This is a genomic window from Sphaerisporangium sp. NPDC088356 (assembly GCF_040685555.1).
Classification (GTDB): domain Bacteria; phylum Actinomycetota; class Actinomycetes; order Streptosporangiales; family Streptosporangiaceae; genus Sphaerisporangium.
The window spans coordinates 41,426-68,269 of sequence record NZ_JBFBIK010000035.1 but is presented as its reverse complement, the minus strand read 5'-3'; the positions used below and the strand labels follow the sequence as shown (position 1 = coordinate 68,269).

Below are 26,844 nucleotides of genomic sequence, written 5' to 3'. Positions count from 1 at the left end.
AAGCTGACACAGAATTAGACCAGCTCAACTGCCTTGATCAAATTGACAGGTTCCGCTGGCGCCTTTGCGGCGGAGGTAGCGGCCGAGTGCGGCCAACGCGAGTGTTTCACCGAAGCGCCGACGGTGGCGCATCGCGTCGACGACGCTACGTGCGGCGCTGTATATGGGGACCCTTTCGCCTGGTGCCGCTTCGAACCGCTCGATAGCCAGGGAGAAGGTCTCGGCGGCGTACTGTGTGACCGTGGTCGGCGGGTAGGAGATCGAGGGACGGTGCGTGCCTCGAGGGATCGCGATGTGGACACTCGCCGGGATGTCGTCGATCAATTCGTGGATCGCGAGGGCGGACTCGCCGCACACGACGGCGCGTGGAGCCCGTAGGCAGACGGCGAGCAGGTCGAGGTGCGCGGTCGCGGGAGCCTCCACGCGACGGTAGACGCCTCGTGAGATCTCGTCGACATCGCCAGCTGACGCCAGGTCAGCCAGGTCACGCGGTGAAATAGTCGCCCTTCTGGCCTGTGCTGTCGTGAACGTCGGGGAGAGCACCGCCAAGCGCGCTTCAAGCCGAGAGCTCCTCGGAAGATCCATGTATCGAATCCTACCCAAGGAGCCGTTCCAGGGGGTGGATTCGATACATCAATGACTCGCTCTATCGATCGACAATGAATCACGAACGTCTTGGTGGGCCGCTTCCGAAACAGCTCATTGCGTGCCCGACAGGATGGTGGTTAAGAGGGTACGACGGCGAGCCACGGGGGAAGGCGATCAGCGGGCCTATATATCCATGCCGGGCTCGCGCTGTAGTTTGGGCGGCCATGGACGCCGAAACGTGGGACACCGTCGGCCGGCTCGTAGCCTGGCTCGACGCCGAAAGCACGCTGGCACCCGATGTCGAGCTGCTCCTGCGGTTCATGAAGCTGTCGGAAGAGACGGGCGAGGTCACCGAGGCCGTCATCGGCGTCCTCGGCCAGAACCCCCGCAAGGGTTTCACCCACACCTGGGACGACGTCGACAGCGAGTTGTGCGACGTCATCCTCACCGCCATGGTCGCCCTGAGAACCCGTAACCCCGACGCGGCGAACGTCTTCAAGGCGCACATGGCAGCGGTGGCGAGCCGCTCACTCACGACCACGAACTGACCGCGACGCTCCCCAAGAGAACCGCTACTACGAGTCCGGCGCGTCACGGTATCCATCCCGCTCGCCCGTCCCCATGTTCGTCCCGCTGGCTGCCCCGGAGTCCGTCCCGCTGGCCGGCGCGGTGTTCGAGCCAGGCCAGGAGCAGGCAGCTGATGGTGTACAGGGCGGCTATGACCAGCGCCGCGATGTCGCCGTTGTCGTAGTCGGCCTGCGAGGACATTCGGATTCTCCTTGGGAGGATTGACGCGGCGGGCCCCGCCACCCCTGGCTCAGGCCCGCCGCGCGTTTATGGGGTACGTCCGAACCCTTCGGCGTACGGGACCGTCTCACGTGTCGGCGTAGCCATCGTGTTGGTCGCTCTCACGTCTCGGCGTAGCCGCCGTGCTGGTCGGTCTCATGTGTCCGAGTAGCCGTTCTGGTGGGCGATTTCGTCTTGGACGGCCAGTTCCATTACCAGGGCTATGGCGTCGCCCCGGGCGATGCTGGCTACCAGGCCCGTGGCGCGCTGGGCTGGGGTCAGCGGGGCGTAACGGGTGGCCCACCATCCGCCCGGGGTCCCGTCCGGCCGTCGTACCCGGGTGATCCGCCAGGCCGGGTAGGTCTGGCTGAGCACGGCAAGCTGCTGCTCCACCAGCACGTCCAACTCCCTGGGAACCGGGGGCGTCAGGATCGCCCGGCGCGCGGGAATGTATCCTCCGACCCCACGCCCCGCAGTCGCCGGGAAACCGTACGGATCGGGCGGCTCGCCCTCGACCTGAAGGAATTCGTCGTGAACGTGAACCGGCTCGACCTTAGTGAGCTGGGTCTGGACGGGCTCGACTTGTGTGTCTTCGGCGTGTGCGGGCTCGTGGGTGTGCTCGTCAGGGCAGGTCATGATGCCCTCACCATGAGGTCGGCCGGCATGGGCATCGCGCCCAGTTCGGCTTCGCGTATCTGCTCGCGTAGTTCCTCGATGGTGGGTGCTTCGACTCTGAGCGGCTTTGGCGCTTGCCAGATGGCGATGGCGGTGAACTTGCGGCTACCGACGCCGTAGGCGATGTGCCAGGCGGGTTCCAGTTGGTCGAGTTGGGCGGCTGCCGCGCGTTTGGCCAGGTCCCAGCGTCGGGGCTGTACCTGGCCGGGCTGTACGCCGATCCGGTGCCGGCCCGGTTCCCGGCTCACGCCGCCGCCGCGCTCTCGTACGGCTGTCGCCCGCCGATGAAAGGCGGCGTATCCGGCGAGCGTCCTGATCCTCGGTCCGGCGCGTGTCCTGGCCCTTGGAAGGAGGGGATCGCCGCGACGGGCCGTACGTGCCGTCCTGGACGGGGCACACCGGCAGGGTGAACCCTCAGCGGACGCGCAGGCACGGCGGCCGGGAAGGACTCGCACAGTCCGAGGCGCCGCCGGGTGGCGAGCCTCGCGTGGACCTGTGCCGTCGTGGGTTGCTCCCACTGGTGATGACGACGGTGCGGCAGGCTGGACGCGTCATGGGCGTACGGGGCGTGCCCGCACCACCGGCAGCCAAGCGGCAGCGGTGGCCGGTCGGCCTGCCAGCGGATCCGGATAGCTCTAGCCTTGACCATGGGTCGCACTCCGATGCGATCAAGGGACCCGTACGGCGTGAGCGCGCCTGCGGGTCCCGCCATCTCTGAACGTCGCTCCATCACAAGGCTGCGTGACTGCGACGGGAAGAGGACACTGGAGGAAGCAGGCGGAGAACCCCGTGTCCCCTGAGTGAGGTGCACCCGCGATGAACGATGTTCCGGCTTGGGCCGACCGGCTACGCGCTGAGCGGCGGACCCGCCTGTGGAGCCAGAAGGACATGGCCGTACGGCTGCGCGACGCGGCCGACGCCCGTACCCGTGACCGCCTTCCGCAGACCGACAGCCTTCGGCGGATGATCCGCTCATGGGAAGCTGGCGCCCATCGCCCGAACGAGCTGTACGCCACGCTGTACGCCCGGGCGTTCGGCATCGGGATGTCGGAGCTGTCGCTCGACAACGAGAGGTCCGGCAGCGCTGCCTGGGGCGACGATGAGACCGACGCGTTGGAACTGGCCCAACGGGCCGCGGCCAGTGATGTGGGCTTGGAGACTCTGGAGTTGCTGGAGCAAGCTGTTGACGATCTCGCGGTGGCCTACCCCGGCACACCCCCGGCCGAGCTTCTTGGCCGGGTCCGCCAGCACTTGGCGTACGTCTGCCGGCTGGTCGACGCCAAGAAGACGCTCGCCGAGCATCGGCGCCTGCTCGTGGCCGGTGGCTGGCTGTCGCTACTCGCCGCCACCTGCCACATCGACCTTCATCAGTTCCCTGCCGGTGCCGCGCGGCTCCGGACGGCCGCCCAGCTGGCCAGGCATGCCGAGCACCGCGAGATCGCGGCGTGGTGCTTGGAAACGGAAGCGTGGCAGGTTCTCACAGCGGGCGCCTATCAGCGGGCGCTGATCCTTGCGCAGAGCGCGCAGCGGGTCGCGCCAAGGGGCAGCTCGGCGTACATCCAAGCGACCGCGCAGGAGGGCAGGGCTTGGGCGCGGCTGGGTGCCGGCCGGGAGACACGACACGCGTTGGATCGGGTCGCGCGGCTTGTCGCGCCACTGCCGTCGCCTCACCGGCCCGAACATCACTACCGGTACGACCCCGCCAAGAGTGACGCGTACACCGCGACGACGCTGTCATGGCTCGGAGATCCCGCTGCCGAGCCGTACGCCCGTCAGGTGCTCGCCCGGTTGGAGTCGACGAAGCACGGCCCGCCACGCCCGCGACGAGCCGTCTCGGCGCGCCTGGACCTCGCCCTGGCGCTCCTGGCGTCTGACCAACCCGACGAGGCCGGGCACACGACGCTCACCGCCATAACGAGCGGCCTGCTGGTGCCGTCGAACTACTGGCGCGCGGCCGAGGTGGTCGCCGCCGTTGAGAGGCGCCGCGTGCCCGAAACGGCCGAGCTGCGCGATGCCTACCAGGAGTTGTGCGGCCCGCTTCCCAGGCCGTGACTCGCTCGACGTAGCACTGTAGATCCTTACGACTCCTGATTCGCCGAAGCGAAGCTTCAAATAAGCACGGTCCGAGCGAGGCGAGGCCCGTTGTTCGTGCGCAACCGGCCGGAAGTACGGTCCGGGGCTGCCGCGAACCCTACGTTCGACCGATCCGGAGCCGGGATCGGGGGCCGCAGGATGTGGCCCCATGGCACATGAAACGCTCCCCCCGATGCCGGAAGCCACGGGACTGGGACGGCCCACGACGACTTCCTCCGGCCGGCCGCGTGTCGCCGCGCTCGACGTGCTGCGCGGGTTCGCCCTGTGCGGGATCCTGCTGGCCAACGTCAAGCCGATCGCTCACATGGTCGACACCGTTTCGGTCACCCAGCCTGCGGTGGCGGCGAGTCAGGACGACGCCTGGCCGGGGCTGTTCGTCGACCAGCGCTTCTTCCCGATCTTCTCCCTGCTGTTCGGCATCGGTTTCTCGCTGCTGCTGGACTCCGCGGGACGCCACGTCCCCCACCCACGGGTGCTCCTGCTTCGCCGGCTCCTGGTGTTGCTCGTCATGGGCCTGGTTCACATGTTCCTGCTGTGGCGGGGGGACGTCCTGACCATCTATGCCGTCGTCGGCCTGCTGGTGCTGCTGCCCTCGACCTGGCTGCCGCGCTGGGCCGTCGCGGGGCTCGCCGCCGTCCTCATCGCGACGCCGCTGATCCTCGGCAGCAACGGCGTGCCGCTGGTACCCGGGCTGTTCCTGCTGGGCTCGGCGCTGACCCGGTACGGCGTGATCGACCGGATCGAGCGCTCCGCCCGCGTCCCGGCCGCGCTGGGCCTGGTGTTCGCGGCGGGGGCGGTGCCCGCCGTGTGGCTGCAGATCGGCGACACGGAGGGTGCCTTCATCTCGTGGTTCGCCCTCGCTGGGTTGCTGATGGCAGGCGCGTACGTGTGCGCCCTGCTGCTTCTGCTCAAACGCCGCTCCGGCCGGCGCTACAGGCGGTGTTCACGCCGCTGGGCCGGATGGCGTTGACCAACTACCTGTCCGCCACGCTTCTCGTCCTGGTGACCGCCCGCGTCATCGGCGGCTCGCCGGACGGCTGGTCCTCGGGGAGGGTGCTCCTGATCGCCGGAGCCATCCTCGTTCCCCAGTGGCTGGTGTCCACGCTCTGGCTGCGCCGCTACCGCCAAGGGCCCCTGGAATGGCTCTGGCGCTGGGCCACCTGGGCCCGCCGTCCACCCCTGCGCCGCACCCCATCTGGAGCGAAGCTCCGCCCGCTGTTGCCTTGACGCCGACGACGACCTTCTAGCGTGGCTGCGACGTACGTACGGGTCGGCTACGGGGGGCTCTCGATCTGCCTTAGGGAAGTTGAGGCAGGATAGAGGGATGGCGGCGAAGGACGGCGACGGCTGGGCGCTGTGCGAGCGAGGTCATCAGCACTGGGGGCTGCACGGGTCATCGGGCCTGCTGGCCGTGCACTTCGACACCGGGGGCATCCCGCACGTCCTCATGCAGAAGCGGTCGTGGTGGAGCCATCACGGGGGCACCTGGGGCCTTCCCGGAGGAGCCCTCGACAGCCATGAGGACGCCGTAACGGGCGCGATGCGGGAGGCCCTTGAGGAGGCCGCCCTGAAGGGCGACGGCCTGCGCGTCCTCGGCGTCTACACCGACGACCACGGCGGCTGGTCCTTCCAGACGGTGATCGCGGAGGCGGAGGCCCGCTTCCCCTCCGCCCCGGCGAATGGCGAGAGCACCGAGATGCGGTGGCTGCCCGCCGACGAGATCGGGGGCGAGACGCTGCATCCCGGCTTCGCCGAGACCTGGCCGGAGATCAAGTCCGCCCTCCCGCCGTCCGTGGTGATCCTTGACGCGGCCAACATCGTGGGCGCGCGGGCGGAGCACGGCTGGTGGCGCGACCGGGCCGGTGCGGCCAAACGCCTGCTGGAGGACGTCGAGGATCTGGCGAAGCACGGACTGCGTCCTCCGGAGGGGTTTCCCGCGCCGGCCAAGTGGTTCCCCCGGATCATCATGATCGTCGAGGGAGCCGCCAGGGGCGTCCGCTCCGACGGCATCGTGACGGTGATCGACTCGCCCGGCAGCGGCGACGACACGATCGTGGACACGGTACGAGAGATCCGGCAGACCAGGCCGTGGGAGCGGGTGCTGGTCGTGACAGCTGACCGCGAGCTCCGGCGGCGGGTCCGGGAGCTGGGCGCCGAGGTTACCGGGCCCGGTTGGCTACTTGGGCAACTGCGACCAAGGGGACGGGTGTAGCGTCAAGACGTCGAACCCCACAAGACCTGACCCTCAGCTCATATCGCCCATTATCCAGAAATACCCCTTAAATCATTTATGAGCGACCGAACCACACTCGACTGGACCGCTGAGCCCGACAGTCCGGTCCCCCCGCCGACGTGGGGACGGCGAGCTCCCGAAGCGCAGGTACTCCCTTGGGTGTTCGTGCCCCTGGTGGGCTTCCTGTTGCTCGGCAATTTTCTCCTCTCACCTCATCTGACCGCACCGGCCCTGCGCACATGGTCCACGATCTTCGTGGCGATCTGCGTGCAGGCCATCCCGTTCCTGGTGTTCGGCGTGGCGCTGTCCGCGGCGATCACGGCATTCGTGCCGCCGTCCTTCTGGACCCGCGTGCTGCCGCGCCGGCCGTACGCCGCCGTGCCCGTCGCGGACGTGGCGGGTCTCGTGCTGCCCGGATGCGAGTGCGCGTCGGTGCCGGTGGCGTCGGGCCTGATGGCGCGCGGGGTGACCCCGGCGGCGGCGCTCGCCTTCCTGCTGGCGTCCCCGGCCGTCAACCCGGTCGTCCTGGTGGCGACCGCCGTGGCGTTCCCCGGCCAGCCGCTCATGGTCGTGGGCCGGTTCGCCGCCTCCCTGATCGTCGCCGTGCTGGTCGGCTGGATCTGGCAGCTGCTCGGACGTCCCGGCCGGCTGCGCATCCCTTCCCGTACGGCGCGTGAGGGCGAGTCCCGGTGGGCGTCGTTCCTGTCGGCGATGCGGCACGACTTCCTGCACGCCGGCGGGTTCCTGGTCGTCGGCGGGCTGACCGCGGCGACGCTGAACGTGGTGGTTCCGCGGTCCTGGCTCTTGTCCGTGGGCGACATCCCCTGGCTGTCGGTGCTGGTCCTCGCGGTGCTGGCGGTCATCCTGTCGATCTGTTCCGAGGCGGACGCCTTCGTGGCCGCGTCGCTCACGGCCTTCTCCCCGACCGCCAAGCTGGCCTTCCTGGTCGTCGGGCCGATGGTGGACCTGAAGTTGATCGCGTTGCAGGCGGGGACGTTCGGCCGGGCCTTCGCGGTTCGCTTCGTCCCGCTGACGTTCACTGTGGCCGTGCTGGTGAGTGTTCTGGTGGGATGGGTGCTCCTGTGAACCGTATGGCCCAGAGCCTGGTGATGACCTTGCTCGGCGGGGCGATCCTGCGCGTCTCCGCCCTGTCCACCATCTACCTGAACTACGTCAAACCCGGCTTCCGGCCGCTGCTCATCGCGGCGGGCCTGGTGATCTTCGCGCTGGGCGTGCTCGGCCTGGTCCAGGAGTGGCGCAAGCCGTACACCCCGAAGGCGCAGGCCGGCACAGAACACGAATCGGAGGAGAAGCACCGGCACGGGCCTCGCGTGGCCTGGCTGCTCTGCCTTCCGGTGGTCGCCATCTTCCTCATCACCCCGCCCGCACTCGGATCGTTCGCCGCCGAACGGGACGACACGCCCCAGCCGCGACCGTCGGCGCCCGAAGCGTACGGCGTCCTCGCGCGGGACAGGCCGGCGGTCATGCCGCTCGGCGAGTTCATCGGCCGGGCCTGGGGCGACGCGAACCGCTCGCTCGTGGACAGGCAGGTCAAGCTGACCGGCTTCGCGGTCCACTCGAAGCAGAAGGGCCAGTGGTACCTCACCCGCATGCAGCTGCGGTGCTGCGCGGCCGACGCGTTCCCCCTGAAGGTGACCGTGCTCGGGGTCCCCGCGCCTCGCGACGACACATGGGTCGAGGTGACGGGCACGTGGGTGCCCACCCCGTACGACCAGCTGCCCAAGGGGACGGTGGCCCCCGAGATGAGAGCCACCGCCGTCGCCAAGGTCAAGCAGCCCGACGAGCCGTACGAATAGGACCGAACGACTGCTACTCGCGCGCGAACGCCCGCCCGGCACCGCTATCGTTGGTGTCGCACTGGAGGGTTCGCATAGTGGACGAGTGCAGCCGCCTTGAAAGCGGCCAGGTCGGCGACGGCCTCGTGGGTTCGAATCCCACACCCTCCGCCACAGGCCCCCGGTCAGACGTGGGCGCCTCCGAAGTTGTCGCCCACCGAGGCCGCCAGGAGCAGGTACGACTCCCGCGTGGCCGGCTGCAGGCGGTCGAGGTCGACCTCGGCGCCCTCCTCCAGATGGGGGTCGTAGGGCACGCGGATCACCGCGCGGCAGCGGGCGGCGAAGTGGGCCTCCAGCTGGTCGAGGTCGACGGTCGACTTCGACCGCGGCCGTACGCTGCACAGCACCACCGTCGCGGCCTTGACCAGGTCGGCGTAGTGGTGGGCCTCCAGCCAGTCGAGGGTCGCCGACGCGGCCCTGGCGCCGTCCACCGAGGGTGAGCTGACCAGCACGAGCTGATCGGCCAGGCCGAGGACACCGGACATCGCCGAGTGGAGCAGGCCGGTGCCGCAGTCGGTCAGGCAGATCGAGTAGAAGTTCTCCAGCACCTGGGCGACCGACTGGTAGTCGGCGGCGCTGAACGCCTCCGACACCGAGGGGTCGCGGTCGGAGGCCAGGATCTCCAGCCGCGACGGCGCCTGTGAGGTGAACGCCCGTATGTCGACATATCGCTTGATCTGCTGCCGCTCGTTGAGCAGGTCGCGTACGGTCGCCGACGTCTCCAGCTCTACCTTGTCCGACAGCGTCCCGCGGTCGGGGTTGGCGTCGACCGCGATCACCCGGTCTCCCCGTACGGACGCGAGCGTGGCGCCGAGGCCCACGGTCGTGGTCGTCTTGCCGACACCACCCTTGAGGCTGAGGACGGCCACCCGGTGATGCCCGGTCGCGACCGGCGTACGGGCGCGGGCGACCAGCTCGCGGCGGCGGCGCACCTCGGGCGACTCACCGGGCTTGATCAGCCCGGCGGACGCCTTGAAGACCAGCTTGCGCCAGCCGCCCGCGGGAGCGTTCCTGCGTCCACGGAGCAACGACACCGGGTCGAGGCTGTCGGCGGTCTGCCTGACCCCGGTCGACGCCTTGGCGGCTCCAGGCTGGCGGGTGAGCGCGCCGAAGGCCGGCTGGAGGGACGGCGGCTGTGGAGACTGCCTGCGGCGGGCCCTGTATGGCTCACGCTGCTCCTCGGGCGCCTGCTCCGGCGTCACCGGCTCGGCCGCCGGAACGCTCGGCACAGCGGGCGCGGCCTGCGCCTTGGGTTCGGCGGCGGGCGCCGCCGGCCGATTCGCGGGCGGGGCCTTCTCAGGCTCGTACAGCGCGTGCTCGACGCGCGGCACGACGACGTCATCGGTGTCGGCGCCCCCCGCTGATACGAAGGCGTTGAACCGCTCCTGCTCGGGGTCGGACTCGCCGGTCTCCGCCGCCGGGAGCGCGGCCTCAAGCCAGCCGCGCACCGACTGCTCGCCGGTCGTCTCGGGCTCCGGCTCGTACGACTTCGCCGCCTCGTCCTTGCCGGGCGTGAGGGGCCCCAGGGGGACCCAGCCGGAGCCGGTGTCGCCTGCAGACTCCTCGGTGAGCGAGCCGAACGTGAAGCTGTCGGTGTCGTCGCTGACGGACTGCTCGGCAGCCGGCGAAGAGGCCGACAGTGACGCCGAAGAGGCCGGCGAAGCGGGCTCCCCGAAAGCAGCGCCGCCGGAAGGCGCGGCGGGACGCTCGCCGAAAGCGCCGGCACCCGAGGGCGACCGGCGCTCACCGAACGCACCGCTGCCAGACGAAGACGGCCGCTCGCCGAACGCGCCGGCGCCGGAAGGCGGCCGGCGCTCGCCGAAGGCCCCGAAAGCGCCGCTCCCGGAGGACGGGGAACGCTCGCCGAACGCGCCGGCACCCGAGGACGTGCCTCGCTCGCCGAAGGCGCCTCCCGCGGTCGAGGAGGTGTCGGAGCGGGAAAGCGGCTCGGACGGCCCGGTGATCGGCGCCGAGAAGGCGCCGCTGTCGCGCCCGCCGCCCGGCGAGGACGGCGGCACGTCGTCCTTCTTGCCCCAGCCGCCGAGACGCTCGGCAGCCGGTGGAGTGAGCTCGGTCGTATCCCCCTTGCCGCGCTCGGCGGCGGTGTCGTCGGGCTGCGTGGTGCCGTGCACCGGATCGCCTGCGGCGCGGAACAGCGGCGACGAGGCCGCCGGAGGCTCCGCGGGAACCATGGCCCAGGGGTCTTTGGGATATGGCGAGACGACGGTGTCGTCCGCGGTGACGGTCACCGGGACGGGCGCCTCCTCGTTCTCCTTGATGGCGTCGAGCCAGGCGAGTTGCTCTTCAAGGGAATGAGGATCCTCACGATCGTGTCTTGCCACCGTGTTCCCCCTCGGGACTGGGCTAAAGGGGCAGCAAATAGATTGAAGATTACCGCCCGCAATCACGACCAACGTGGTCAACCGCCGACTTGGCTACCCGGATAGTTTGGTCACATGCACGCGATCGTTGTTTCCCAGCCCGGTGGACCCGAGGTGCTGGAGTGGCGGGAGGTTCCAGATCCCCGCCCCACACGGGGAGAAGTGCTGATCGAGGTGACCGCCGCCGGGGTCAACCGCGCCGACCTGATGCAGCGGCAGGGCTTCTATCCACCTCCCCCCGGTGCCCCCGAGTACCCGGGCCTCGAGTGCTCCGGAGTCGTCGCCGAGGTCGGCGAGGACGTCGAGGGGTTCGCACCCGGGGACGAGGTGTGCGCGCTGCTGGCCGGCGGTGGCTACGCCGAGAAGGTGGCCGTGCCGTGGGAGCAGGTGCTTCCCGCCCCCTCCGGGATCACGCTGGTGGAGGCCGCGGCACTGCCCGAGGTCGCCTCCACGGTGTGGTCGAACGTCTTCATGACGGCGCGGCTGCGGCGCGGGGAGACGCTCCTGGTCCACGGCGGTGCGAGCGGCATCGGCACCTGTGCCATCCAGCTCGCCAAGGCGCTCGGCTCCCACGTGATCACCACGGCGGGTACGGCGGAGAAGGTCGCGCGCTGTCTCGAACTCGGAGCGGACGAGGCGATCAACTACCGCGAGGAGGACTTCGCCGAGAAGGTCCGCGCCGACGTGGTCCTCGACATCATGGGCGCGAAGTATCTCCGGAAGAACATCTCCGTGCTGAACACCGGCGGGCGGCTGGCGGTCATCGGCCTCCAGGGCGGCTCGAAGGGTGAGCTCGACCTCGGCGCGATGCTGGCGAAGCGGGCCTCGATCCACGCCACCGGCCTGCGCAACCGGCCGGTGCCGGAGAAGGGCGTCATCGTCCGCGGGGTCGGCGAGAACGTGTGGCCTCTGGTGGCCGCGGGAGCGGTCCGGCCGATCGTCCACGCGGTGGTGCCGATGGCCGAGGCCGCGGAGGCCCACCGGATCCTGGAATCCGGTGACCACATCGGGAAAGTCCTGTTGGCCAGGTGAGCTAGGTTGAATGGCATGAATGCTGAGGAGAGCACCCCGCATATCCTGGTCGTCGGCCCCGATGGCCTGACGGTCGAGGGGGAGAACGGCGAGCACGAGGAGCGTTCGGAGCGCTCGGTCGCCGAGCTGGTGGAGCAGCCCGCGAAGGTGATGCGGATCGGCAGCATGATCCGTCAGCTCCTTGAGGAGGTCCGCGCGGCGCCTCTCGACGACGCGAGCCGCAAGCGACTCAAGGACATCCACCAGAGCTCTATCAAGGAGCTGGAGGACGGGCTCGCCCCCGAGCTCGTCGACGAGCTCGAGCGGCTGTCCCTGCCGTTCACCGGTGGGGACGACAGTCCTCCGCCGAGCGACGCCGAGCTGCGCGTCGCCCACGCCCAGCTGGTCGGCTGGCTGGAGGGCCTGTTCCACGGCATCCAGACGACGCTGTTCGCGCAGCAGATGGCCGCCCGGGCTCAGCTGGAGCAGATGCGGCGTGCCCTGCCCGGTGGCATGTCACAGGAGGAGCAGCAGCCGCCGCACCGCGCTTCCGGCCCTTACCTGTAGTCACCCGTACAGCTTCTCGAGGATCAGAGCGACCCCGTCGTCGTCGTTGGCCGCCGTCACATCGGTGACGGCGGCCAGCACGTCCGGATGGGCGTTCGCCACGGCGTACGACGTGCCGGCCCAGTCGAGCATCGGGAGATCGTTCGGCATGTCCCCGAACGCCACCACCTCCTCCGAGCTGATGAGGTGACGTCCGGCGAGCGCGGCGAGCGCGGTGGCCTTCGTCACCCCCAGCGCGCTCATCTCGATCAGCGCCCTGCCGCTGGAGTGGGTGGCCGTCAGCAGGTCGCCCACCGCCTCCGTGACGATGACGTGCAGCAGGTCGGGGTCCATGTTGTGGTGGTAGGCCAGGAGCTTGGCGCAGGGCTGCGAGGTGAGCGTGGCGGCGCCCACGCGGAGCCCTGACACCTCGCGGCTGTCCCACCCGCCGAGCCTGAACTCGGTCTCGTGGGCGAACCCGCCTTCGTACTCCACGGAGAAGCTGAGCTCGGGAAGCCGGCCGCGCAGGCGGCGCACCGCCTCTGAGAGCACCTCGGGGCCGATGAGGTGGGACTCCACGATGCGCTCGGTGTGCAGGTCGTAGACGAGCGCCCCGTTGGCGCAGATGGCGAGCCCGCGGTGGCGCACGGCCCCGGCGACGTTGCCCATCCAGCGGGGCGGCCTGCCGGTGACGAACACAAGGACCGCGCCCGCCTTCTCGACGAGCGCGAACGCGGCCACAGTGCGCGGCGAGACGGTGCCGTCCGACCGAAGGGCGGTGCCGTCCAGGTCGGTGGCGACGAGTCTGGGGCTGACCATAACAACGTCTAGTTTGCACTGTGCTGGGCCTAGCTCCGGCGTCACGCCCAGAGAGTAAAAGAATCTCGCCAGGAGGGGGAACAAAGGCCCTCTGATGGTGTTAGATGTGGTGGCGTTGTATTAGCTGAACCCGATGTGCAGAACCAGCTTGACTGTCTGAGCGGCCCCGGGAAGCTGTGCGACACAACCCGGGGTTCGCGAGGTGTGAACCCCAAGATCAATTGCAGGGAGAGCTTTAATGGCTCAGGGAACCGTCAAGTGGTTCAACGCCGAGAAGGGCTACGGATTCATCGCACCCGACGGTGAAGCTCCGGATGTCTTCGTGCACTTCTCCGAGATCGTCGGCAACGGCTACCGCAGCCTCGAAGACGGCCAGCGCGTCGAGTTCGAGGTCACGCAGGGGCAGAAGGGCCCGCAGGCGTCGCAGGTCCGCGCCGTCTGACCACTGACACACAGAAGGCGGGGTTCGCGTCAGGCGAGCCCCGCCTTCGTGTCGTATAACCCGCCCGCCTGTTCTGACAAAGCGGACATTCGTAACAGACAGCGCAAGAGTAAGCCGCTTAGCCCCAAGTTGGGATAAGCGGCTTACTCTCCCTGAAACACGGCTACTTGACCGGCTCCAGGACGTCCAGTCCGACATATGGGCGCAGTGCCTTGGGCACCACCACCGAGCCGTCGGCCTGCTGGTGGTTCTCCAGGATGGCCACGATCCACCGAGTGGTCGCCAGGGTGCCATTGAGGGTGGCGACGTGCCTCGGCTTCTCCTCCGCGTCCCTGTAGCGCACAGCGAGCCGCCTGGCCTGGAACTCGGTGCAGTTGGACGTCGAGGTCAGCTCCAGGTAGCGGTTCTGCGTCGGGAGCCACGCCTCGCAGTCGAACTTCCTCGCGGCGCTCGAACCGAGGTCGCCCGCGGCGGTGTCGATCACCCGGTACGGAAGCTCGACCTTCGCCAGCATCTCCTTCTCCCACTCGAGAAGGCGAGCGTGCTCCTCACGCGCATCCTCAGGGCGGCAGTAGGAGAACATCTCGACCTTGTCGAACTGGTGGACCCGGATGATGCCCCGCGTGTCCTTGCCGTACGACCCCGCCTCACGCCGGAAGCACGACGACCACCCGGCATAGCGCATCGGGAGGGACTTCCCGTCGAGGATCTCGTCAGAGTGGTAGGCGGCCATGGGAGCCTCTGAGGTGCCGACGAGGTAGAGGTCGTCGGCCTCCAGCCGGTAGACCTCCGAAGCGTGCGACCCGAGGAAGCCCGTGCCCGCCATCGCCTCGGGCTTGAGCAGCACAGGGGTGATCATCGGGGTGAAGCCGGCCTCGATCGCCTGCTGCATGGCCATGTTGAGCAGGCCGAGCTGCAGCCGGGCGCCGGCGCCGGTCAGGAAGAAGAAGCGGGCCCCTGACACCTTGGCGCCGCGCTCGGTGTCGATCGCCCCGAGCATCTCGCCGAGTTCCAGGTGGTCCCTGGGGGTGAAGTCGAAGCTCGGCTTCTCGCCGACCTCCTCCAGCACGACGTAGTCGTCCTCGCCGCCGGCGGGGGCGCCCTCCTCGATGATGTTGGGCACGACCATCAGCAGCCCGTCGAGCTCCTTGGCGAGCTTCTCGGCCTCGGCCTCGGCGCCCTTCACGTTCGCGGCGAGCGTCTTGGCCCGCGCGAGAAGCGCGGCCCGCTCGTCGCCGGAGGACGTGGACACCGACTTGCCGACGCTCTTCTGCTCGGCGCGCAGCGACTCGTAGCCGCTCAGCGCGCTTCTGCGGCGTTCATCCAGGTCGAGCAGCGTGTCGACGACGGAGTCGTCCTCACCGCGGGCACGCTGCGACGCCCGTAGCCGGTCCGGGTCCTCACGAAGGGTACGCAGGTCAATCACGTAACAAAGGCTACCGATGTCCGAGCGGCACTCGCGCGCCTATTGCGACCGGATGTGATCTGTTACACCTGTCCCGTGCGGATCCTGGCGATCCAGTCGGCCGCCTCGGCGAAGTCGGAGTCGGTCGTGCCCCTCTTGACCTGTGGCGAGAGCCGGTCGGCCCGCGGGTAGCTGCCGAGGAAGCGCACATCGTCCGAAAGCCTGCGCAGGCCGGAAAGCGCCTCGCCGACGCGTGCCTCGACGACATGCCCCTCGGCGTCGAAGTGGAAGAAATAGCGCCCGATGCCGTCGCCGGTCGGCCGCGACTCGATGCGGGTCAGGTTGATCCCGCGCACCGCGAACTCGCTCAGCATCTCCAGCAGCGCGCCCGGGTGGTCGTCGCGGAGGAAGGCCACCAGGGACGTACGGTCGGCCCCGGTCGGCTCGGGCAACTGCCCCGGACGGGAGACGCGCACGAACCGCGTGACGGTGTCGTCGCGGTCGCCCATGCGCGACGCCAGCTCGACCAGGCCGTAGTGCTCGCCCGCTATGGCCGGGCCGATCGCCGCGTCGTACGGCGAGCCGGACATGGACACCTCCAGCGCGGCGGCGGCCGTCGACGGCGCGGCGACGACCACGGCGTCGGGCAGCTCGCGGGCCAGGAAGTTGCGGCACTGGGTGATCGCGGCCGGGTGGGTGTAGACCCGCTTGATGTGCGGCATCGCGGTGCCGGGCCGCACGAGCAGCGAGAACTCCACGGGCAGCAGCAGCTCGGAGGTGATCAGGAGCGGTTCGCCCCAGGCCAGCTCGTCGAGGGTGACGGTGATCGCGCCCTCGACCGAGTTCTCCAGGGGGACGACGGCGCCGTCGGCCTCGCCGCTCCGCGCCGCTTCCAGCGCCGCCGTGACATTGGCACAGGGCAGGCGCTCGGAATCCGGTGCGAGGATCCGCAGGGCCGCTTCACAGAAGGTGCCCTCGGGTCCGAGGTAGGCGAGTTTCGGCATACCAGAGAGGCTACCGGGCGAGGACCACCCCCTACCCGGCATATCTGCGCCTTTACCCGATTTTACGTGGGACGACATGGGGCCCACGCTCGCCGCCGGTCAGGCGGGGGGCGTGGGCGAGGCGACCGGCTCGGTGCCGGCCGTACGGCCCGTGGTGGCTCCTGGCCCGCTCGTACGGGCCGACGTGGCTCGGGAGCCGCTCGTACGGGCCGATGTGGCTCGGGAGCCGCTGGTACGGCGGGCGAGCAGCCACATGACGCCGATCGCCCCGAGCCCGAAGGCGTCCTGGACGATCCGCCCGGCGACGGGGCTGAGGACGGGGATCCCCGCGGCGCGCAGCGAGACGCCCCACCAGGGGATCGGCAGCACGTAGTAGATCCAGACGCCCGCCGGGACCAAGAGCCAGGACACCTCACGGAGACGCTTCCACCCGGCCGGAGTGAGATGTTCTGGGACCTCGCCCGGACGGGGGCGTTTTGTGACCTCGTCCGGACTCGCGTCTTTCTTCTCCTCGGTGCCGAGCCTGGACCCGGCGAGCGCGGCGAGGGCCACTACCATCCAGGCGAGGTGGTGGATCCAGGCGACCGGTGAGAGCAGCACGGCCATCAGGCCCGTCAGCGCCACCGCGGTCATCCGGTCGCCTTCGAGCAGGGCCCGGCGGGCGTGGCGGAAGCCGTACCACGCGACCACGGCCACCAGCGCGAGCCAGAGCACCGAGGTGAGCCATCCGGGCAGGTAGAGGCGGAGCAGCATCCCACGGATCGACTGGTTGGTCGTGGAGGTGTTGGAGCCCACGCGATCGGAGTCCAGCAGGGCGGAGAACCAGAAACCAGCGGCGTCATGCGGGATCACCAGGAAGGGCAGCACCGTCAGCAGCGCCGTGGTGAACACGGCCATGAAGAAGGTCTTCCGCTGCTCGGGCAGGGCGTCCTTCCCGAAGCCGGTGATCAGCAGATATATCAGGAAAACGCCGGGGGTGAGCTTGACCGCCGTGGCGAGCCCGATCAGCATCCCGCGCGGCCATCCGGGTCTGCGCGCCACGCAGTCCACCAGGCAGAGCATCACCAGGAGGATGTCCACCTGGCCGAACCGGACCTGGTCTCTGATCGGCATGAGATACATGCACGCGACCGTGAGCACGCCACCGAGCACGCCGAGCGCCCACGCCCTCAGCCGGGGACGTACGAGGTGCTCGGCGCGTGCGAGCAGCTCGCGGAAGCTGTACCAGACCGTCACGGCGAGGCAGGCCAGGACTCCGACCGTCCACACCCATTGGGCCACCGGCCATGACACCGCGGCCAGCGGGGTGGCCAGCAGCGCGGCGATCGGCGGATAGGTGAACGGCAGCAGCTGCGGCGCGGGGGTGATCACGTCATAGACCGGGAGCCCCAGCAGGACGCTCTCGCCGCCGGTGCGGTAGACGTCCAGGTCGACCAGGCGTTGATCGGCGGGATTGGTCAGCCAGTAACTCACCAGCGGGACCGCGGCCACGCCGACGATCAGCAAGATCAGCGGCCATGTCCACCACCGCCGCCCGGCCACCGCCATCTCACCAGTCCCCACGAGCTGGCAGGCTACCGCCTTCCCCCGAAATCCCGCCCCACGCTCCACCCACCCAACCCCGACCCGCAGCCCACCCCCACGAAACCCCATTCGTCCTCCACCCTCGCGAAGATCCGCCGGCCCACCCCAGTGAGACCTGATCCACGGTTCCGCCCTCGCCAAACCTGATTTACGGCCCACCTTCCCGAATCCGGGGTCGCGGCCCACCCTCACGAACCCGACCTGTCGTCCACCCTCACGAATCCGGACTGTGGTCGACCCTCGTTCTCGCGAGTTATCCACAAGATGATCTTCGGGCTGCGAAGAGGGTCCGGGGTTCTGGCTATGGTTTCCAGGGCGAAGTCGTCATCAGAGGGTGGAAGCGAGGTTCCCGGTGCACATGCGAGAAGCCGTCCCCCTCCCACGCCCCGAGCGCCGGCGTTCGCTGCGGGCTTGGGGCGTGGTGGTGTGTGTCCTGGGGGTGGTCGCTCTCTGCGGCGGCGGCACGGCGCAGGCGGCTTCGCGTGGCGGTGCTCCTGAAAGCGGCCACATGGCGCCGTCGGGACAGGTGGTGCTGGTCGGTGTCCCCGGGCTGCAGTGGGCTGATCTCAGCGAGGCCGGCACGCCGACCCTGTGGGCGCTGGTCGGGAAGAGCGCGTCGGCGTCGATGTCCATCCGCGCCTATCCCCGGCCGAACCACCCGAGCACCTGCCCCGTCGCCGGCTGGCTGACGGTTTCGGCAGGCCAGCGGGCGGGCTCGGCGACGAGCGAATGCGCCCTTCCCCCGGCACCACAGATGTCCGCCGACGGCTCGGCGACCGTGCCGGGGTGGGCGGAGCTGGCGTCCTTCAACGCGGCCACGTCCTACCGTGCCACCATCGGCCTGCTCGGCCAGGCCGTGCGCGACGCCGGGGGTACCGTGGCGGCCGTTGGTCCCGGAGCCGCGCTCGGCGCAGCCGACAAATCCGGGAAGATCCAAAAATATGCTGATAACGCCGGAGCCCTCGGCGACCTCAGCCGGTACGCCCTGGTGGTCGCCGACGTCGACGACCTCGCCCGAGCCTGGATCACCCAGTCCGGGGCGACCACTACCGCGACTCCCCCCGACCTGACCGGGCAAGCCCGCGCCCAGGCGGTGGCGAACGCCGATCGCCGGGTCGGCGAGATCCTGCGGCTGCTGCCCGCCGGAGCCACCACGCTCGTCGCCGGCCTGTCCGACGCGTCGGCCACCTCGCACCTCCACGTGGCCATGGCCGAAGGGCCGTCACCCGCCGGGGATCCCTACCGCCGTGGCCATCTCACCGCCTCCTCCACCCGCCAGGACGCCCTGGTCACCATCACCGACCTGACCACCACGGTCCTGGACGTGCTCGGCGCGCCCGTTCCCGAGGGAGCCGTCGGGCGTCCCTGGATGTCCGGGGGGCCGGCGCCCTCCTCCGTCTCGGACACCGTCAGGGAGCTGTTCGACGCCGACCTGGCCAGCCAGGTCCTCGTCAAGGTGCGCGCGCCGTTCTACGCGGTCTTCGTGGCCGTCCAGCTGCTGTTCTACGGCCTGGCCGCCCTCGCCATCCGCCGCCGCAGGGGCAATATCCGCGCCACGAGCACCCCCGATGACCCACGCGGGGGCGGTTCACGGGTTCTGGTCGCCACGCAGGTCCTGGCCGTGGCGAGCGGTGCCGTGGCGGTGTCGACGTTCCTGGCGCAGCTCGTTCCCTGGTGGAACCTGTCCCACCCGATGGCCGCCCTGATCCTTACGATCATGGGCTTCGCCGGGCTGCTGGCAGCGCTCGCCTTCGCGGGGCCGTGGCGCTCGCACGTGCTCGGCCCGCTCACCGTGGTGGCGGGCGCGACCTCCCTCGCGCTGATGGTCGACGTGATGACAGGGTCGCACCTCCAGGTGAACGCCGTCACCGGCTACGAGCCGGTCACCGGCGGCAGGTTCTACGGCTTCAGCAACATCGCCTTCGCCGTGTACGCGACCGGGACGATCCTCGCCCTGGCCGGAGTGGCGCAGGTGCTCATGGAGCGTGGGCGGCGCGTGATCGCCCTCGCTCTCTGCCTCGCGTACGGGCTGCTCGCGATCTTCGTGGACGGGTGGCCGGCATGGGGCGCCGACTTCGGCGGCGTGCCCGCCTTCGTCCTCGGGTTCGCGGTGTTCGTCATGATGCTCTCCGGCCGACGGGTCACGGCAGGCAGGCTCGCGGTCGTCGCCGTCGCCGGGGCCGTGCTCATCAGCGTGATAGCGCTGGCCGACTGGCTGCGGCCGAGCGACCAGCGCACGCACCTCGGCGCGTTCGTCCAGCAGGTGATCGGGGGCGAGGCTCTGCCGGTCATCGGCCGCAAGCTGAGCTCGATGCTCGGCACGCTCGGCAACTGGCAGCTCACCGTGCTCTCGCTGGCCGCGCTGGCGTTCCTCTACCTGGTGCTCGCCCGCCCGTCGCAGTGGGGCGCCTCGGCGCTCAGCCTCGCCTACACGCGCGCCCCGGCGCTGCGCGCCGGGCTGTTCGGGGTGCTCACCACCGCGCTGGTCGGCTTCCTGATCAACGACTCCGGCATCGCGATCCCGGCCATGGCGCTCACGGTCGCGGTGCCGCTGACCCTCGCCGCGTCGATCCGCGCGCTCCAGCCCTCAGGGCCCACCACACCAGGGCAACCGTCAGCGCCAGCAGGATCCACGGCACCACCTGGCCCCGCACCACCGTGACCAGCCATCGGAGATCCAGGGGCTGATCGTCTTGGCGTGCCGGAAGGTACGCCAGCGACAGCACGGCCAGGCGCGCGACCATGAAGCCATCGAGCGCCGTCGCGGAAACCGTCGCCAGCAGCGCGAAGGCCAGCCCGTCGTACCACGGCAGGGCGTACGGCGTGGCGAACAGCCAGGCGACGACCACCCCCACAGCCACCCACGCCCCCTCACCCGACCGGCTGTTCGCCGCCGCGGTACCGCAGCTGACCCTCGCCGCCTTGGGCGCGCCCTGAGACGACGGCACAGCGGTTCCAGACCACATGGGGGCGGCGGTGAGGCCGTAGGGCTCTCTCAGGGGGCGCAGGAGGGATGCGGCGAGTAGGGCCAGCAGCAGGAGTGATCCGATCTGGATCCAGATGCGGTAGGCGCCCTGGCCGAAAAGTGCCTGGAGGCCGCCCTGGACGAGGTGCCAGGGGGTGGCCCAGGAGATCGACTTGCTGGCGTGCAGCACCTGGTCGAGCGAATGCGGACCCGCCAGTAGGTAGGCGACCAGCACGGTGAGGGTAGCCGTGCCCGCCACGACCGCGAGCTTCTTCGGCTGCCGCCGCAGGTCCCAGGCCGGGCCCAGCGCGACCAGCCCCGCGTTGACCTTGACCGCGATGGCCAGGCCGAGCAGCGGCCCGGTGGTCCACCATCGCCGGCCTCCCACCGTGACGAGCGCGGCGACCGCGAAGGCGATGGCCAGCGTGTCGACGTGCATCCCCGCGACCAGCTGGTAGATCACCAGCGGGTTGACCGTCCACAGCAGCGCCGCGCGAGCCTGCCGCGCCCGGTCGTCCCGTGTGAACCGGTGGAGCAGCAGCGCCGTGGCGACGAAGGCCGCCGCGTTCACGACGGCGAGCACGAAGACGATCAGGCGCACCGAGTCGCCGCCGATCAGCCCGGCCAGAGCCTGCACGGCGGTCGCGACCGGCCCGTACACGCTCGGCTCCTCCTGCCAGGGCCTCTCGACCGCATCCGCGACCGGGTCTCCGCGCAGTGCGATCGCGCCCGTGGCGTAGGGATCGTGGCCGAGCACCGCCATCCGGCCGTACGCCGCGTAGTTCAGATGGTCGGCCGACCCGGAGGGCGGCAGGAAGGCCAGGACCACGACGGCGAGGCATCCCGCGAGCAGGAGCCGGCGGGGATCGGGAGCCCAGCCGCGCCGTACGGCGAGCAGCCCGGCGCCGAGACCGAGGGCGCCCAGGAGGATGGCCACCGCTTCCATGGCGATGACCGGGTGGCCACTGGGGTGCGCATCCAGGGAGTACGGCGGCTGCCATGCGGGTCCGGGCAGTGGGGGCACCACGGCCGACGGCCCGAGTGCCCCGATGGCGATCGTGACGGCGACGCTGAGCGCGATGCCCGCGACGGCGACCACCGCCGGCCCGCCACGCCCCCGCAACACGTCCCGATCCACCGCACGATTCCAGCACACCGCAAACCCCACTCGCGCCACCTCGGCGGCGCGAGACCGTTCAGAGGGTTTCCGCACGTTCAGGCAGCCCGATCCCGCCGGCGGGTGGGCGTACTAGCGAGCTGTGCGGGAGGGGCGTTTGAGGTTGGTCAGGGATTGTTCTCGGGTGGCCAGGGCGAGGGCGACGTCGCGGAACTGGCGGGCGCGGTGGAGTTGCGCGTGCCAGTCGGTGCCGGTGGCGCGGTGCGCCATGTCGACCTCGACCTCGGCGACCCGGAATCCCTTACGGACAAGATCGATCGTCAGCCCGGTCTCGACGCCGAACCCGTGCGCCAGCGGGCGCGCCGCCTCGAACGCCGCCCTGGTCAGGCAGCGCTGCCCGTTGAGCGGCTGGCCGGCCACAAAGCCGGAGGCGCGCTTGATGCCCTCGCGCGCCAGCCGTACGACGAAGCCGTGGCCGCCCAGCTTGACGCGGGTGCTGAACGTGGCGATGGTCATGTCGGCCGAGCCGGCGCGGACCGGCTCGATCAGCTTCGCGGCCTCGCTCGCGGTGCCGGCCAGATCGGCGTCGAGGAAGAGCAGGTGACGGGTCTCCTCCTCGTCGAACAGGCGCACGGCCTCAGCGCCGCTCTCCATCGCCGCGGCCTTGCCACGGTTGCGGCTGTGGCGCACGACACGCGCGCCGGCTGCCTTGGCCACCCGCCCGGTGTCGTCGAACGAGCCGTCGTCGACCACCACGACCAGATCGACCCCGGTGATGGCCAGGGCGGCGGTCACGGTGGCGCCGATGCGGTCGGCTTCATCCTTGGCCGAGATGATCACCGCTGTGTCGGGCTTTGCGGATGGGTCGCTCATCGCTCCTCGTCCGATTAGCTGCCGTTGGCGACCGATCGACGCTAGCCCGGATGCTCCGCCGTCAGCAACTCCGCGGGGATGGTGTCGTGCACGGTGAACACCGAGTCGAGACCGGTCACCTGAAGGATCTTACGGACGGCCGGACGCGGCGAGGCCACCTCCAGCCTGCCGCCGCGTTCTCGCATGCGCTTGAGTGCGGACAGCAGGACGTTCATGCCCGTGGAGTCACAGAACTCCACTCCGGACATGTCTATGACGACCCTGTCGGGCCCGGTCTCCAGTAGGCGGGTGAACTCCGCCTGAAGACGAGGCGCGGTATATAGGTCGATTTCGCCGACGACCGTCAAGATGGCGTGATCGGCATGTGATCGAGTCGAGACCTTGAGCTCCACAGCGGGCACACTAGCGCCGTACCGCCGCCGGGTCACGCTCTACCGCGATAACCGATGAGTCGTCCGCCCTTTGTTCCCCGTTTCTGCCGCACGAAAACGCTGAGTACGCAAAGCTTAACGCTATGCGACACCGGCTCGGCCGGAAGGGGGGGAGGCCCGAAACCTCCGCGTCCGGTCCTCACTTCGAGAAGGAGGGGCGGGCGTGGAGCGCGACGGGCCCGACAGCGCGAATGAACAGTGAGATACCTGAGGATCCCCAGCGACAATGCATGCGCGAGCGCCTGGAAGTCATCCTCGCCCGCACTGACAGGGCCCGCGCCTGGGGGGACGCGGCCCTGCCACTCCAGGGGCTGATCAACAGAGATGGCTATGTTCCGATCAAGACACGCCTGCATGTCGATGATCTGGAAATGCTCGTGGGCGCGCGCGCGGAGTTGCTGTGCTTCTCCGAGCTCGGCCTGCGCCTGCTCGACCTGCACCAGCCCCGTGACGCGGGCGGCATCACGAGCGACGCCGCTCACCCGATTTTGCGCTGCAGGAGCTGCATGTGGCGCTGGCCGTGCCCGACTTTCAGGGCGATGTCGGAGGCGCTGGACGCGCTCCCGGCGCACGAGGGCACGAGCCCGGCCTCCGGCGAGCACGCCTCCGCGCCGGGCGAGGAGTTCCGCGAGACCTACCCCGCCACCGGCGACTACTCCGAGACAAGCGGGTACGGCTCGTTCGACACGAACGCCTCCTTGCGCGTGAGCGGGGCACTCGGCGCGAAGGGGTCCATCGACATATCGGGCTACAGATTCACCGGCGGCCCCGCCGAAGGCCTCAGCACGGGTTTCCAGAACGGCACGTCAGGTCGTCGGCCCGGAGATCGGAAGCATGATCTCGAAGCGGCAACCCGCGCCTTCGTTGACGACGGCGATGGTGCCTTCATGCGCTTCGACGATTCCGCGCGCGATGGCCAGGCCGAGTCCCGCGCCCCGATCGGGGCCCGGGGTCCGCGCGGCCTCGCCTCTGAAGGCCACCTCGAAGACCCGTGGTAGGTCGTCTGCGGGGATGCCCCCACAGCAGTCCGCCACCGAGAGGCGCACGGTGCCCTCGTCGGCGACCGCCCGTACGACCACGGTGCCGTCCTCCGGGGTGTGCCTGATGGCGTTGACCACGAGGTTGCGCAGGGCGCGTCCGAGCTCGGCGGCGTCGGCGTACACCGGGAGCACCGGCTCGGCGTCGCCCTCAAGGCGCACTCCTTTGGCCTTGGCCAGGGCCTCCACCCCCGCGAGCGCGTCGGCCACGAGGTCGCCGAGCCCGATGCGCCGCGGGGAGAGCCGCAGCGCGCCCGCGTGGATGCGCGAGAGTTCGAAGAGGTCGTCGACCATGTGGGACAGCCGGTCGACCTCCACCCTGATCTGGTTGTGGTAGCGGCGCACGGTCTCCGGGTCGTCCGCGACCCCGTCCTCCAGCGCCTCCGCCATGGCGCGCATGCCCGCCAGCGGGGTGCGGAGGTCGTGGCTGACCCAGGCGACCAGCTCGCGCCGTGCGCCCTCCAGGGCCCTCTCACGCTCCCGGCCCTCGCCCAGCCGCTCGTACGCCTGGTCCAGGGCCTTGGAGATGGTCTCCAGCTCGGCCGGGAGCCGGCCGGGCGGCGGGGTGTAGTCACGCGACGGCGACACGGCCTCGACCGCGGCGACCAGCCTCCTGCTGGCCCCGACCACCTGCCGGGCGACCACCATGGCGACCCCGAGCCCGACCAGCCCGGCGACGGCGACGACGGTGAGGACGACGTTCTTGGGATGGCCATCGATGATCATCTCGATGGTGATCGCCACCACCCCGGCGAGCGTGGCCGCGACGGTGACCACCGCCACCACGGCCAGCATGATCCCGATCGAACGTCCGCGCAGGAGCCACAGGCCTGCCAGGCCGAGCCCGCCGATCAGCAGCCCTAGGCCGGCCGTGACGGCGATGATCTGAAGGATCACGGGCGCTCCAAGGCGATCACGGTGCCTCCCCGGCCGTGTCGTCCTCCACCGGCTCGTATCGGTATCCGACGCCCCACACCGTAACGATGCGGCGGGGCGCGGTCGGGTCGGGCTCGATCTTCTCCCGGAGCCTTCGGACGTGGACGGTCACCGTGGAGGTGTCGCCGAACGACCATCCCCACACCTGGTTGAGCAGCGCGGCGCGGCTGAACGCCTGCCGGGGGTTGCGCATGAGGTACGCCAGCAGGTCGAACTCGCGGGCCGTGAGCGTGATCTCGGGCTCGCCCAGCCGCACCTCGTGGGCTCCCACGTCGACCAGCAGGTCGCCGTCGCGCAGCACTCCCGTGCCGGACGTGACCAGCGCCCCGCGCGCCCGCCGCAGGACCGACTGCACGCGCAGGGCCAGCTCGCGGGGGCTGAACGGCTTGGTGACGTAGTCGTCGGCGCCGGTCTCGAGGCCCACGACCCGGTCGATCTCCTCGCCGAGAGCGGTCAGCATGATCACCGGGACCGGCCAGCGCTCCCTGAGCTTCTTGCAGACCTGCAGGCCGTCCATGCCGGGGAGCATCAGGTCGAGGACGAGCAGGTCGGGCGGGTTCGCGAGGGCCCTGCGCAGCGCCTCGGCGCCGTCGCCGACGCTTTCGACGATGTGCCCGTCGCGTTCGAGGTACTTGACGACCACCTCGGCCACGGTCGGGTCGTCGTCCACCACGAGAATCCGAGGTCGGGGCGTCACGCTCATCATCCAACGGTATGGCTGATCCGGCCGCCCGCACGACTCACGTCATCACTTCGTAAGGCGAGTGCCGGGCCCAGAGGTCACGATCTCGACCTGAGATCGTATGGCGCTCGCGGCCGGGCCCTGTGCGACGTACCTTCTGGATATGGCCCGCATTGTTCTCTCAATCCTCGGCGTCGTGCTCGCACTCTACGTAGTGTTCGGGCTCGTGCTCCCCCTCGTGCTGGGGGTCTTCAAGATCCTTCTCATCGTCGCCGTCGTCGGCGTCGTGGCCGTCGCGGCCGTCACCATGGTCGGAAAGCTGTCGAAGTAGGGATGACCGGCTTCCCCACCACCGTCGCGCTGCTCGCGCAGCTCCTCGCCGGGCAGACCAGCCCGGCGACGCTGACGACGGCCGGGCTGGTGGGGGTCACCCTCCTGCTGTTCGCCTGGGCTCTCGGGCGGCTGGCGTCGGTGCCCGCGGTCGCGGTGACCTCGGGTCACCGTCCACGCGCCGCGCACGCCGTCTTCGTACGGATGCTCCATCCGGCCGCCGCCGGTCGCCCTCGGCCCAGAGCACCATCCGCAGGCCCCGCGTCCGTCTAGCGTCCCGGTAATCGGGCCGCTGACGGGCGCTTTCGTCATGTTCATCCACAGACGAAGGGGCTCATCGCACCATGTTCGACACCGTCCTCGAATTCACCTACCGGCTCATCAGCGGCCTCGGATCCCTCACGGGCGCGGCCTTCGCGATCGTCCTGTTCACCCTGGCCGTACGCCTGCTCCTCCTGCCGCTGAGCGTCCGGCAGGCGAAGGCGCAGAAGGCGCGCCTGCGCCTGGCGCCCGAGGTCGAGGCGCTGAGGAAGCGCTTCGCCCGCGACCCGGAGCGGCTCATGCGGGAGACCTCCAAGCTGTACGCCGCCGGGGGGACGTCGATGTTCGCGGGCATCATGCCCGGCCTGGCCCAGGCGCCGTTCCTCATGGTCACCTACCGGATGTTCGTCTCGGCGACCATCGCCGGGCACCCCAACCTGCTGCTGGCCCAGAGCGCCCTCGGCGTCCCGCTCGGCGAGCACTTCGCCGCCGTCATCGCGGGAAGCGGCCTGTTCAGCCTGCCCGCACTGGTCTTCCTGGCGCTGTTCGCGGTGCTCGCGGTGCTCGCGTGGGTGACCTGGCGGCGCATGGGCGACGTCCGGCCCCGGGCGCTGCGGCTGATGCCGTTCGGGACCATCCTGGTCGCGGCCTTCCTTCCGCTCGCCGCCGGGCTCTACCTGCTGGTGAGCACGGCCTGGACGGCCGCCGAGCGCGCGATCCTGTACCCCAAAGCGGCCTGATCCGCCGCCCTCGTGCCGATTGGGGTAGTTGCACGCCACTAACGTTGA

Annotated in this window: 27 protein-coding genes and 1 tRNA gene; 14 read left to right on the top strand and 14 right to left on the bottom strand. The window is 70.0% G+C overall.

The annotated features are described in order from the left end of the window. Positions 1–24 precede the first annotated feature (24 nt). The gene (locus AB0O34_RS15920) at positions 25–585 is read right to left on the bottom strand and encodes a type IV toxin-antitoxin system AbiEi family antitoxin domain-containing protein (protein WP_363916125.1); all 561 of its coding nucleotides are present in this window, start codon (positions 583–585) and stop codon (positions 25–27) included. Between the two features lie 227 nt (positions 586–812). On the opposite strand from AB0O34_RS15920, the gene AB0O34_RS15915 reads away from it, so the two are divergent. Beyond that, on the top strand, positions 813–1,136 hold the full coding sequence (locus AB0O34_RS15915) for a MazG-like family protein (protein WP_363916124.1): 324 nt from the start codon (positions 813–815) through the stop codon (positions 1,134–1,136). 43 nt (positions 1,137–1,179) lie between these two features. Here AB0O34_RS15915 and AB0O34_RS15910 read toward each other — a convergent pair whose 3' ends face one another. The 3 genes from AB0O34_RS15910 to AB0O34_RS15900 all read right to left on the bottom strand — a co-directional run bounded on the left by AB0O34_RS15910 (position 1,180) and on the right by AB0O34_RS15900 (position 2,297). After that, entirely contained in the window at positions 1,180–1,356 is a 177-nt protein-coding gene (locus AB0O34_RS15910) for a hypothetical protein (protein WP_363916123.1), read from the bottom strand. A gap of 174 nt (positions 1,357–1,530) precedes the next feature. After that, positions 1,531–2,010 (bottom strand): hypothetical protein, encoded by a 480-nt coding sequence (locus tag AB0O34_RS15905; protein WP_363916122.1) that lies wholly within the window; start codon positions 2,008–2,010, stop codon positions 1,531–1,533. Next, positions 2,007–2,297, bottom strand: a complete 291-nt coding sequence (locus AB0O34_RS15900; RefSeq protein WP_363916121.1) for a hypothetical protein — start codon at positions 2,295–2,297, stop codon at positions 2,007–2,009. Before AB0O34_RS15900 ends, AB0O34_RS15905 begins: the two co-directional genes overlap by 4 nt. A gap of 568 nt (positions 2,298–2,865) precedes the next feature. Between AB0O34_RS15900 and AB0O34_RS15895 the strand changes: the two genes are divergently transcribed. The 7 genes from AB0O34_RS15895 to AB0O34_RS15865 all read left to right on the top strand — a co-directional run bounded on the left by AB0O34_RS15895 (position 2,866) and on the right by AB0O34_RS15865 (position 8,346). Then, entirely contained in the window at positions 2,866–4,101 is a 1,236-nt protein-coding gene (locus AB0O34_RS15895; protein WP_363916120.1) for a hypothetical protein, read from the top strand. A 190-nt stretch (positions 4,102–4,291) separates the two neighbouring features. Beyond that, positions 4,292–5,113: a hypothetical protein gene (locus AB0O34_RS15890; RefSeq protein WP_363916119.1), complete on the top strand. Its 822-nt coding sequence runs from the start codon at positions 4,292–4,294 to the stop codon at positions 5,111–5,113. Beyond that, positions 5,110–5,370 (top strand): DUF418 domain-containing protein, encoded by a 261-nt coding sequence (locus tag AB0O34_RS15885; protein WP_363916117.1) that lies wholly within the window; start codon positions 5,110–5,112, stop codon positions 5,368–5,370. Before AB0O34_RS15890 ends, AB0O34_RS15885 begins: the two co-directional genes overlap by 4 nt. Positions 5,371–5,467: 97 nt before the next feature. Next, on the top strand, positions 5,468–6,355 hold the full coding sequence (locus AB0O34_RS15880; protein WP_363916116.1) for an NUDIX hydrolase: 888 nt from the start codon (positions 5,468–5,470) through the stop codon (positions 6,353–6,355). Between the two features lie 180 nt (positions 6,356–6,535). Beyond that, complete coding sequence (locus AB0O34_RS15875) at positions 6,536–7,462, top strand: permease (RefSeq protein WP_363916114.1); 927 nt, start codon at positions 6,536–6,538, stop codon at positions 7,460–7,462. A gap of 5 nt (positions 7,463–7,467) precedes the next feature. Further along, complete coding sequence (locus AB0O34_RS15870; protein ID WP_363916130.1) at positions 7,468–8,193, top strand: TIGR03943 family protein; 726 nt, start codon at positions 7,468–7,470, stop codon at positions 8,191–8,193. A 63-nt stretch (positions 8,194–8,256) separates the two neighbouring features. Continuing rightward, a tRNA-Ser gene (locus AB0O34_RS15865) sits at positions 8,257–8,346 on the top strand. An 11-nt stretch (positions 8,347–8,357) separates the two neighbouring features. Here the strand turns inward: AB0O34_RS15865 and AB0O34_RS15860 are convergent. After that, complete coding sequence (locus AB0O34_RS15860; RefSeq protein WP_363916112.1) at positions 8,358–10,574, bottom strand: AAA family ATPase; 2,217 nt, start codon at positions 10,572–10,574, stop codon at positions 8,358–8,360. 114 nt (positions 10,575–10,688) lie between these two features. Between AB0O34_RS15860 and AB0O34_RS15855 the strand changes: the two genes are divergently transcribed. Both AB0O34_RS15855 and AB0O34_RS15850 read left to right on the top strand, forming a co-directional pair. Continuing rightward, positions 10,689–11,645, top strand: a complete 957-nt coding sequence (locus AB0O34_RS15855) for an NAD(P)H-quinone oxidoreductase (protein WP_363916111.1) — start codon at positions 10,689–10,691, stop codon at positions 11,643–11,645. 15 nt (positions 11,646–11,660) lie between these two features. Then, positions 11,661–12,191, top strand: a complete 531-nt coding sequence (locus AB0O34_RS15850) for a bacterial proteasome activator family protein (RefSeq protein ID WP_363916109.1) — start codon at positions 11,661–11,663, stop codon at positions 12,189–12,191. On the opposite strand, the gene AB0O34_RS15845 is transcribed toward AB0O34_RS15850, so the two are convergent. After that, entirely contained in the window at positions 12,192–12,989 is a 798-nt protein-coding gene (locus tag AB0O34_RS15845) for an HAD-IIB family hydrolase (protein ID WP_363916108.1), read from the bottom strand. It lies immediately after the preceding gene. A gap of 238 nt (positions 12,990–13,227) precedes the next feature. On the opposite strand from AB0O34_RS15845, the gene AB0O34_RS15840 reads away from it, so the two are divergent. After that, positions 13,228–13,431 (top strand): cold-shock protein, encoded by a 204-nt coding sequence (locus AB0O34_RS15840; protein ID WP_262840623.1) that lies wholly within the window; start codon positions 13,228–13,230, stop codon positions 13,429–13,431. A gap of 163 nt (positions 13,432–13,594) precedes the next feature. Here the strand turns inward: AB0O34_RS15840 and serS are convergent, their stop codons facing one another. From serS to AB0O34_RS15800, 8 genes are all read right to left on the bottom strand, one after another. Continuing rightward, the gene (serS, locus tag AB0O34_RS15835; RefSeq protein ID WP_363916106.1) at positions 13,595–14,857 is read right to left on the bottom strand and encodes a serine--tRNA ligase; all 1,263 of its coding nucleotides are present in this window, start codon (positions 14,855–14,857) and stop codon (positions 13,595–13,597) included. A gap of 62 nt (positions 14,858–14,919) precedes the next feature. Next, the gene (gene pheA / locus AB0O34_RS15830; RefSeq protein ID WP_363916105.1) at positions 14,920–15,840 is read right to left on the bottom strand and encodes a prephenate dehydratase; all 921 of its coding nucleotides are present in this window, start codon (positions 15,838–15,840) and stop codon (positions 14,920–14,922) included. A gap of 99 nt (positions 15,841–15,939) precedes the next feature. Next, complete coding sequence (locus AB0O34_RS15825; protein ID WP_363916103.1) at positions 15,940–17,388, bottom strand: glycosyltransferase 87 family protein; 1,449 nt, start codon at positions 17,386–17,388, stop codon at positions 15,940–15,942. A gap of 2,570 nt (positions 17,389–19,958) precedes the next feature. Continuing rightward, positions 19,959–21,515: a polyprenol phosphomannose-dependent alpha 1,6 mannosyltransferase MptB gene (gene mptB / locus AB0O34_RS15820; RefSeq protein WP_363916102.1), complete on the bottom strand. Its 1,557-nt coding sequence runs from the start codon at positions 21,513–21,515 to the stop codon at positions 19,959–19,961. Between the two features lie 123 nt (positions 21,516–21,638). Then, the gene (locus AB0O34_RS15815) at positions 21,639–22,379 is read right to left on the bottom strand and encodes a glycosyltransferase (RefSeq protein ID WP_363916101.1); all 741 of its coding nucleotides are present in this window, start codon (positions 22,377–22,379) and stop codon (positions 21,639–21,641) included. Positions 22,380–22,420: 41 nt separating this feature from the next. Further along, entirely contained in the window at positions 22,421–22,771 is a 351-nt protein-coding gene (locus tag AB0O34_RS15810; protein WP_363916129.1) for an STAS domain-containing protein, read from the bottom strand. An 845-nt stretch (positions 22,772–23,616) separates the two neighbouring features. Beyond that, positions 23,617–24,744, bottom strand: coding sequence for a HAMP domain-containing sensor histidine kinase (locus AB0O34_RS15805; protein WP_363916099.1), 1,128 nt, complete (start codon positions 24,742–24,744; stop codon positions 23,617–23,619). 16 nt (positions 24,745–24,760) lie between these two features. Then, complete coding sequence (locus AB0O34_RS15800; RefSeq protein ID WP_363916097.1) at positions 24,761–25,480, bottom strand: response regulator transcription factor; 720 nt, start codon at positions 25,478–25,480, stop codon at positions 24,761–24,763. A 106-nt stretch (positions 25,481–25,586) separates the two neighbouring features. Here AB0O34_RS15800 and AB0O34_RS15795 point away from each other — a divergent pair, with 106 nt between their 5' ends. The 3 genes from AB0O34_RS15795 to yidC all read left to right on the top strand — a co-directional run bounded on the left by AB0O34_RS15795 (position 25,587) and on the right by yidC (position 26,796). After that, a complete protein-coding gene (locus AB0O34_RS15795) occupies positions 25,587–25,796 on the top strand; it encodes a hypothetical protein (protein ID WP_363916095.1) in 210 nt (69 codons plus the stop codon). A 2-nt stretch (positions 25,797–25,798) separates the two neighbouring features. After that, positions 25,799–26,068 (top strand): DUF6412 domain-containing protein, encoded by a 270-nt coding sequence (locus AB0O34_RS15790; RefSeq protein ID WP_363916094.1) that lies wholly within the window; start codon positions 25,799–25,801, stop codon positions 26,066–26,068. A gap of 71 nt (positions 26,069–26,139) precedes the next feature. After that, complete coding sequence (gene yidC, locus AB0O34_RS15785; protein ID WP_363916093.1) at positions 26,140–26,796, top strand: membrane protein insertase YidC; 657 nt, start codon at positions 26,140–26,142, stop codon at positions 26,794–26,796. Positions 26,797–26,844: the final 48 nt, after the last annotated feature.

Coding starts and splice junctions, on each gene's coding strand:
- pheA (WP_363916105.1), bottom strand. CDS start 15,840: ATGCCGAAACTCGCCTACCTCGGACCCGAGGGCACCTTCTGTGAAGCG.
- AB0O34_RS15840 (WP_262840623.1), top strand. CDS start 13,228: ATGGCTCAGGGAACCGTCAAGTGGTTCAACGCCGAGAAGGGCTACGGA.
- AB0O34_RS15825 (WP_363916103.1), bottom strand. CDS start 17,388: ATGGCGGTGGCCGGGCGGCGGTGGTGGACATGGCCGCTGATCTTGCTG.
- AB0O34_RS15895 (WP_363916120.1), top strand. CDS start 2,866: ATGAACGATGTTCCGGCTTGGGCCGACCGGCTACGCGCTGAGCGGCGG.
- AB0O34_RS15850 (WP_363916109.1), top strand. CDS start 11,661: ATGAATGCTGAGGAGAGCACCCCGCATATCCTGGTCGTCGGCCCCGAT.
- AB0O34_RS15795 (WP_363916095.1), top strand. CDS start 25,587: ATGGCGCTCGCGGCCGGGCCCTGTGCGACGTACCTTCTGGATATGGCC.
- AB0O34_RS15905 (WP_363916122.1), bottom strand. CDS start 2,010: ATGACCTGCCCTGACGAGCACACCCACGAGCCCGCACACGCCGAAGAC.
- AB0O34_RS15870 (WP_363916130.1), top strand. CDS start 7,468: ATGGCCCAGAGCCTGGTGATGACCTTGCTCGGCGGGGCGATCCTGCGC.
- AB0O34_RS15890 (WP_363916119.1), top strand. CDS start 4,292: ATGGCACATGAAACGCTCCCCCCGATGCCGGAAGCCACGGGACTGGGA.
- AB0O34_RS15920 (WP_363916125.1), bottom strand. CDS start 585: ATGGATCTTCCGAGGAGCTCTCGGCTTGAAGCGCGCTTGGCGGTGCTC.
- AB0O34_RS15790 (WP_363916094.1), top strand. CDS start 25,799: ATGACCGGCTTCCCCACCACCGTCGCGCTGCTCGCGCAGCTCCTCGCC.
- AB0O34_RS15815 (WP_363916101.1), bottom strand. CDS start 22,379: ATGAGCGACCCATCCGCAAAGCCCGACACAGCGGTGATCATCTCGGCC.
- AB0O34_RS15915 (WP_363916124.1), top strand. CDS start 813: ATGGACGCCGAAACGTGGGACACCGTCGGCCGGCTCGTAGCCTGGCTC.
- AB0O34_RS15845 (WP_363916108.1), bottom strand. CDS start 12,989: ATGGTCAGCCCCAGACTCGTCGCCACCGACCTGGACGGCACCGCCCTT.
- AB0O34_RS15855 (WP_363916111.1), top strand. CDS start 10,689: ATGCACGCGATCGTTGTTTCCCAGCCCGGTGGACCCGAGGTGCTGGAG.
- AB0O34_RS15910 (WP_363916123.1), bottom strand. CDS start 1,356: ATGTCCTCGCAGGCCGACTACGACAACGGCGACATCGCGGCGCTGGTC.
- yidC (WP_363916093.1), top strand. CDS start 26,140: ATGTTCGACACCGTCCTCGAATTCACCTACCGGCTCATCAGCGGCCTC.
- AB0O34_RS15880 (WP_363916116.1), top strand. CDS start 5,468: ATGGCGGCGAAGGACGGCGACGGCTGGGCGCTGTGCGAGCGAGGTCAT.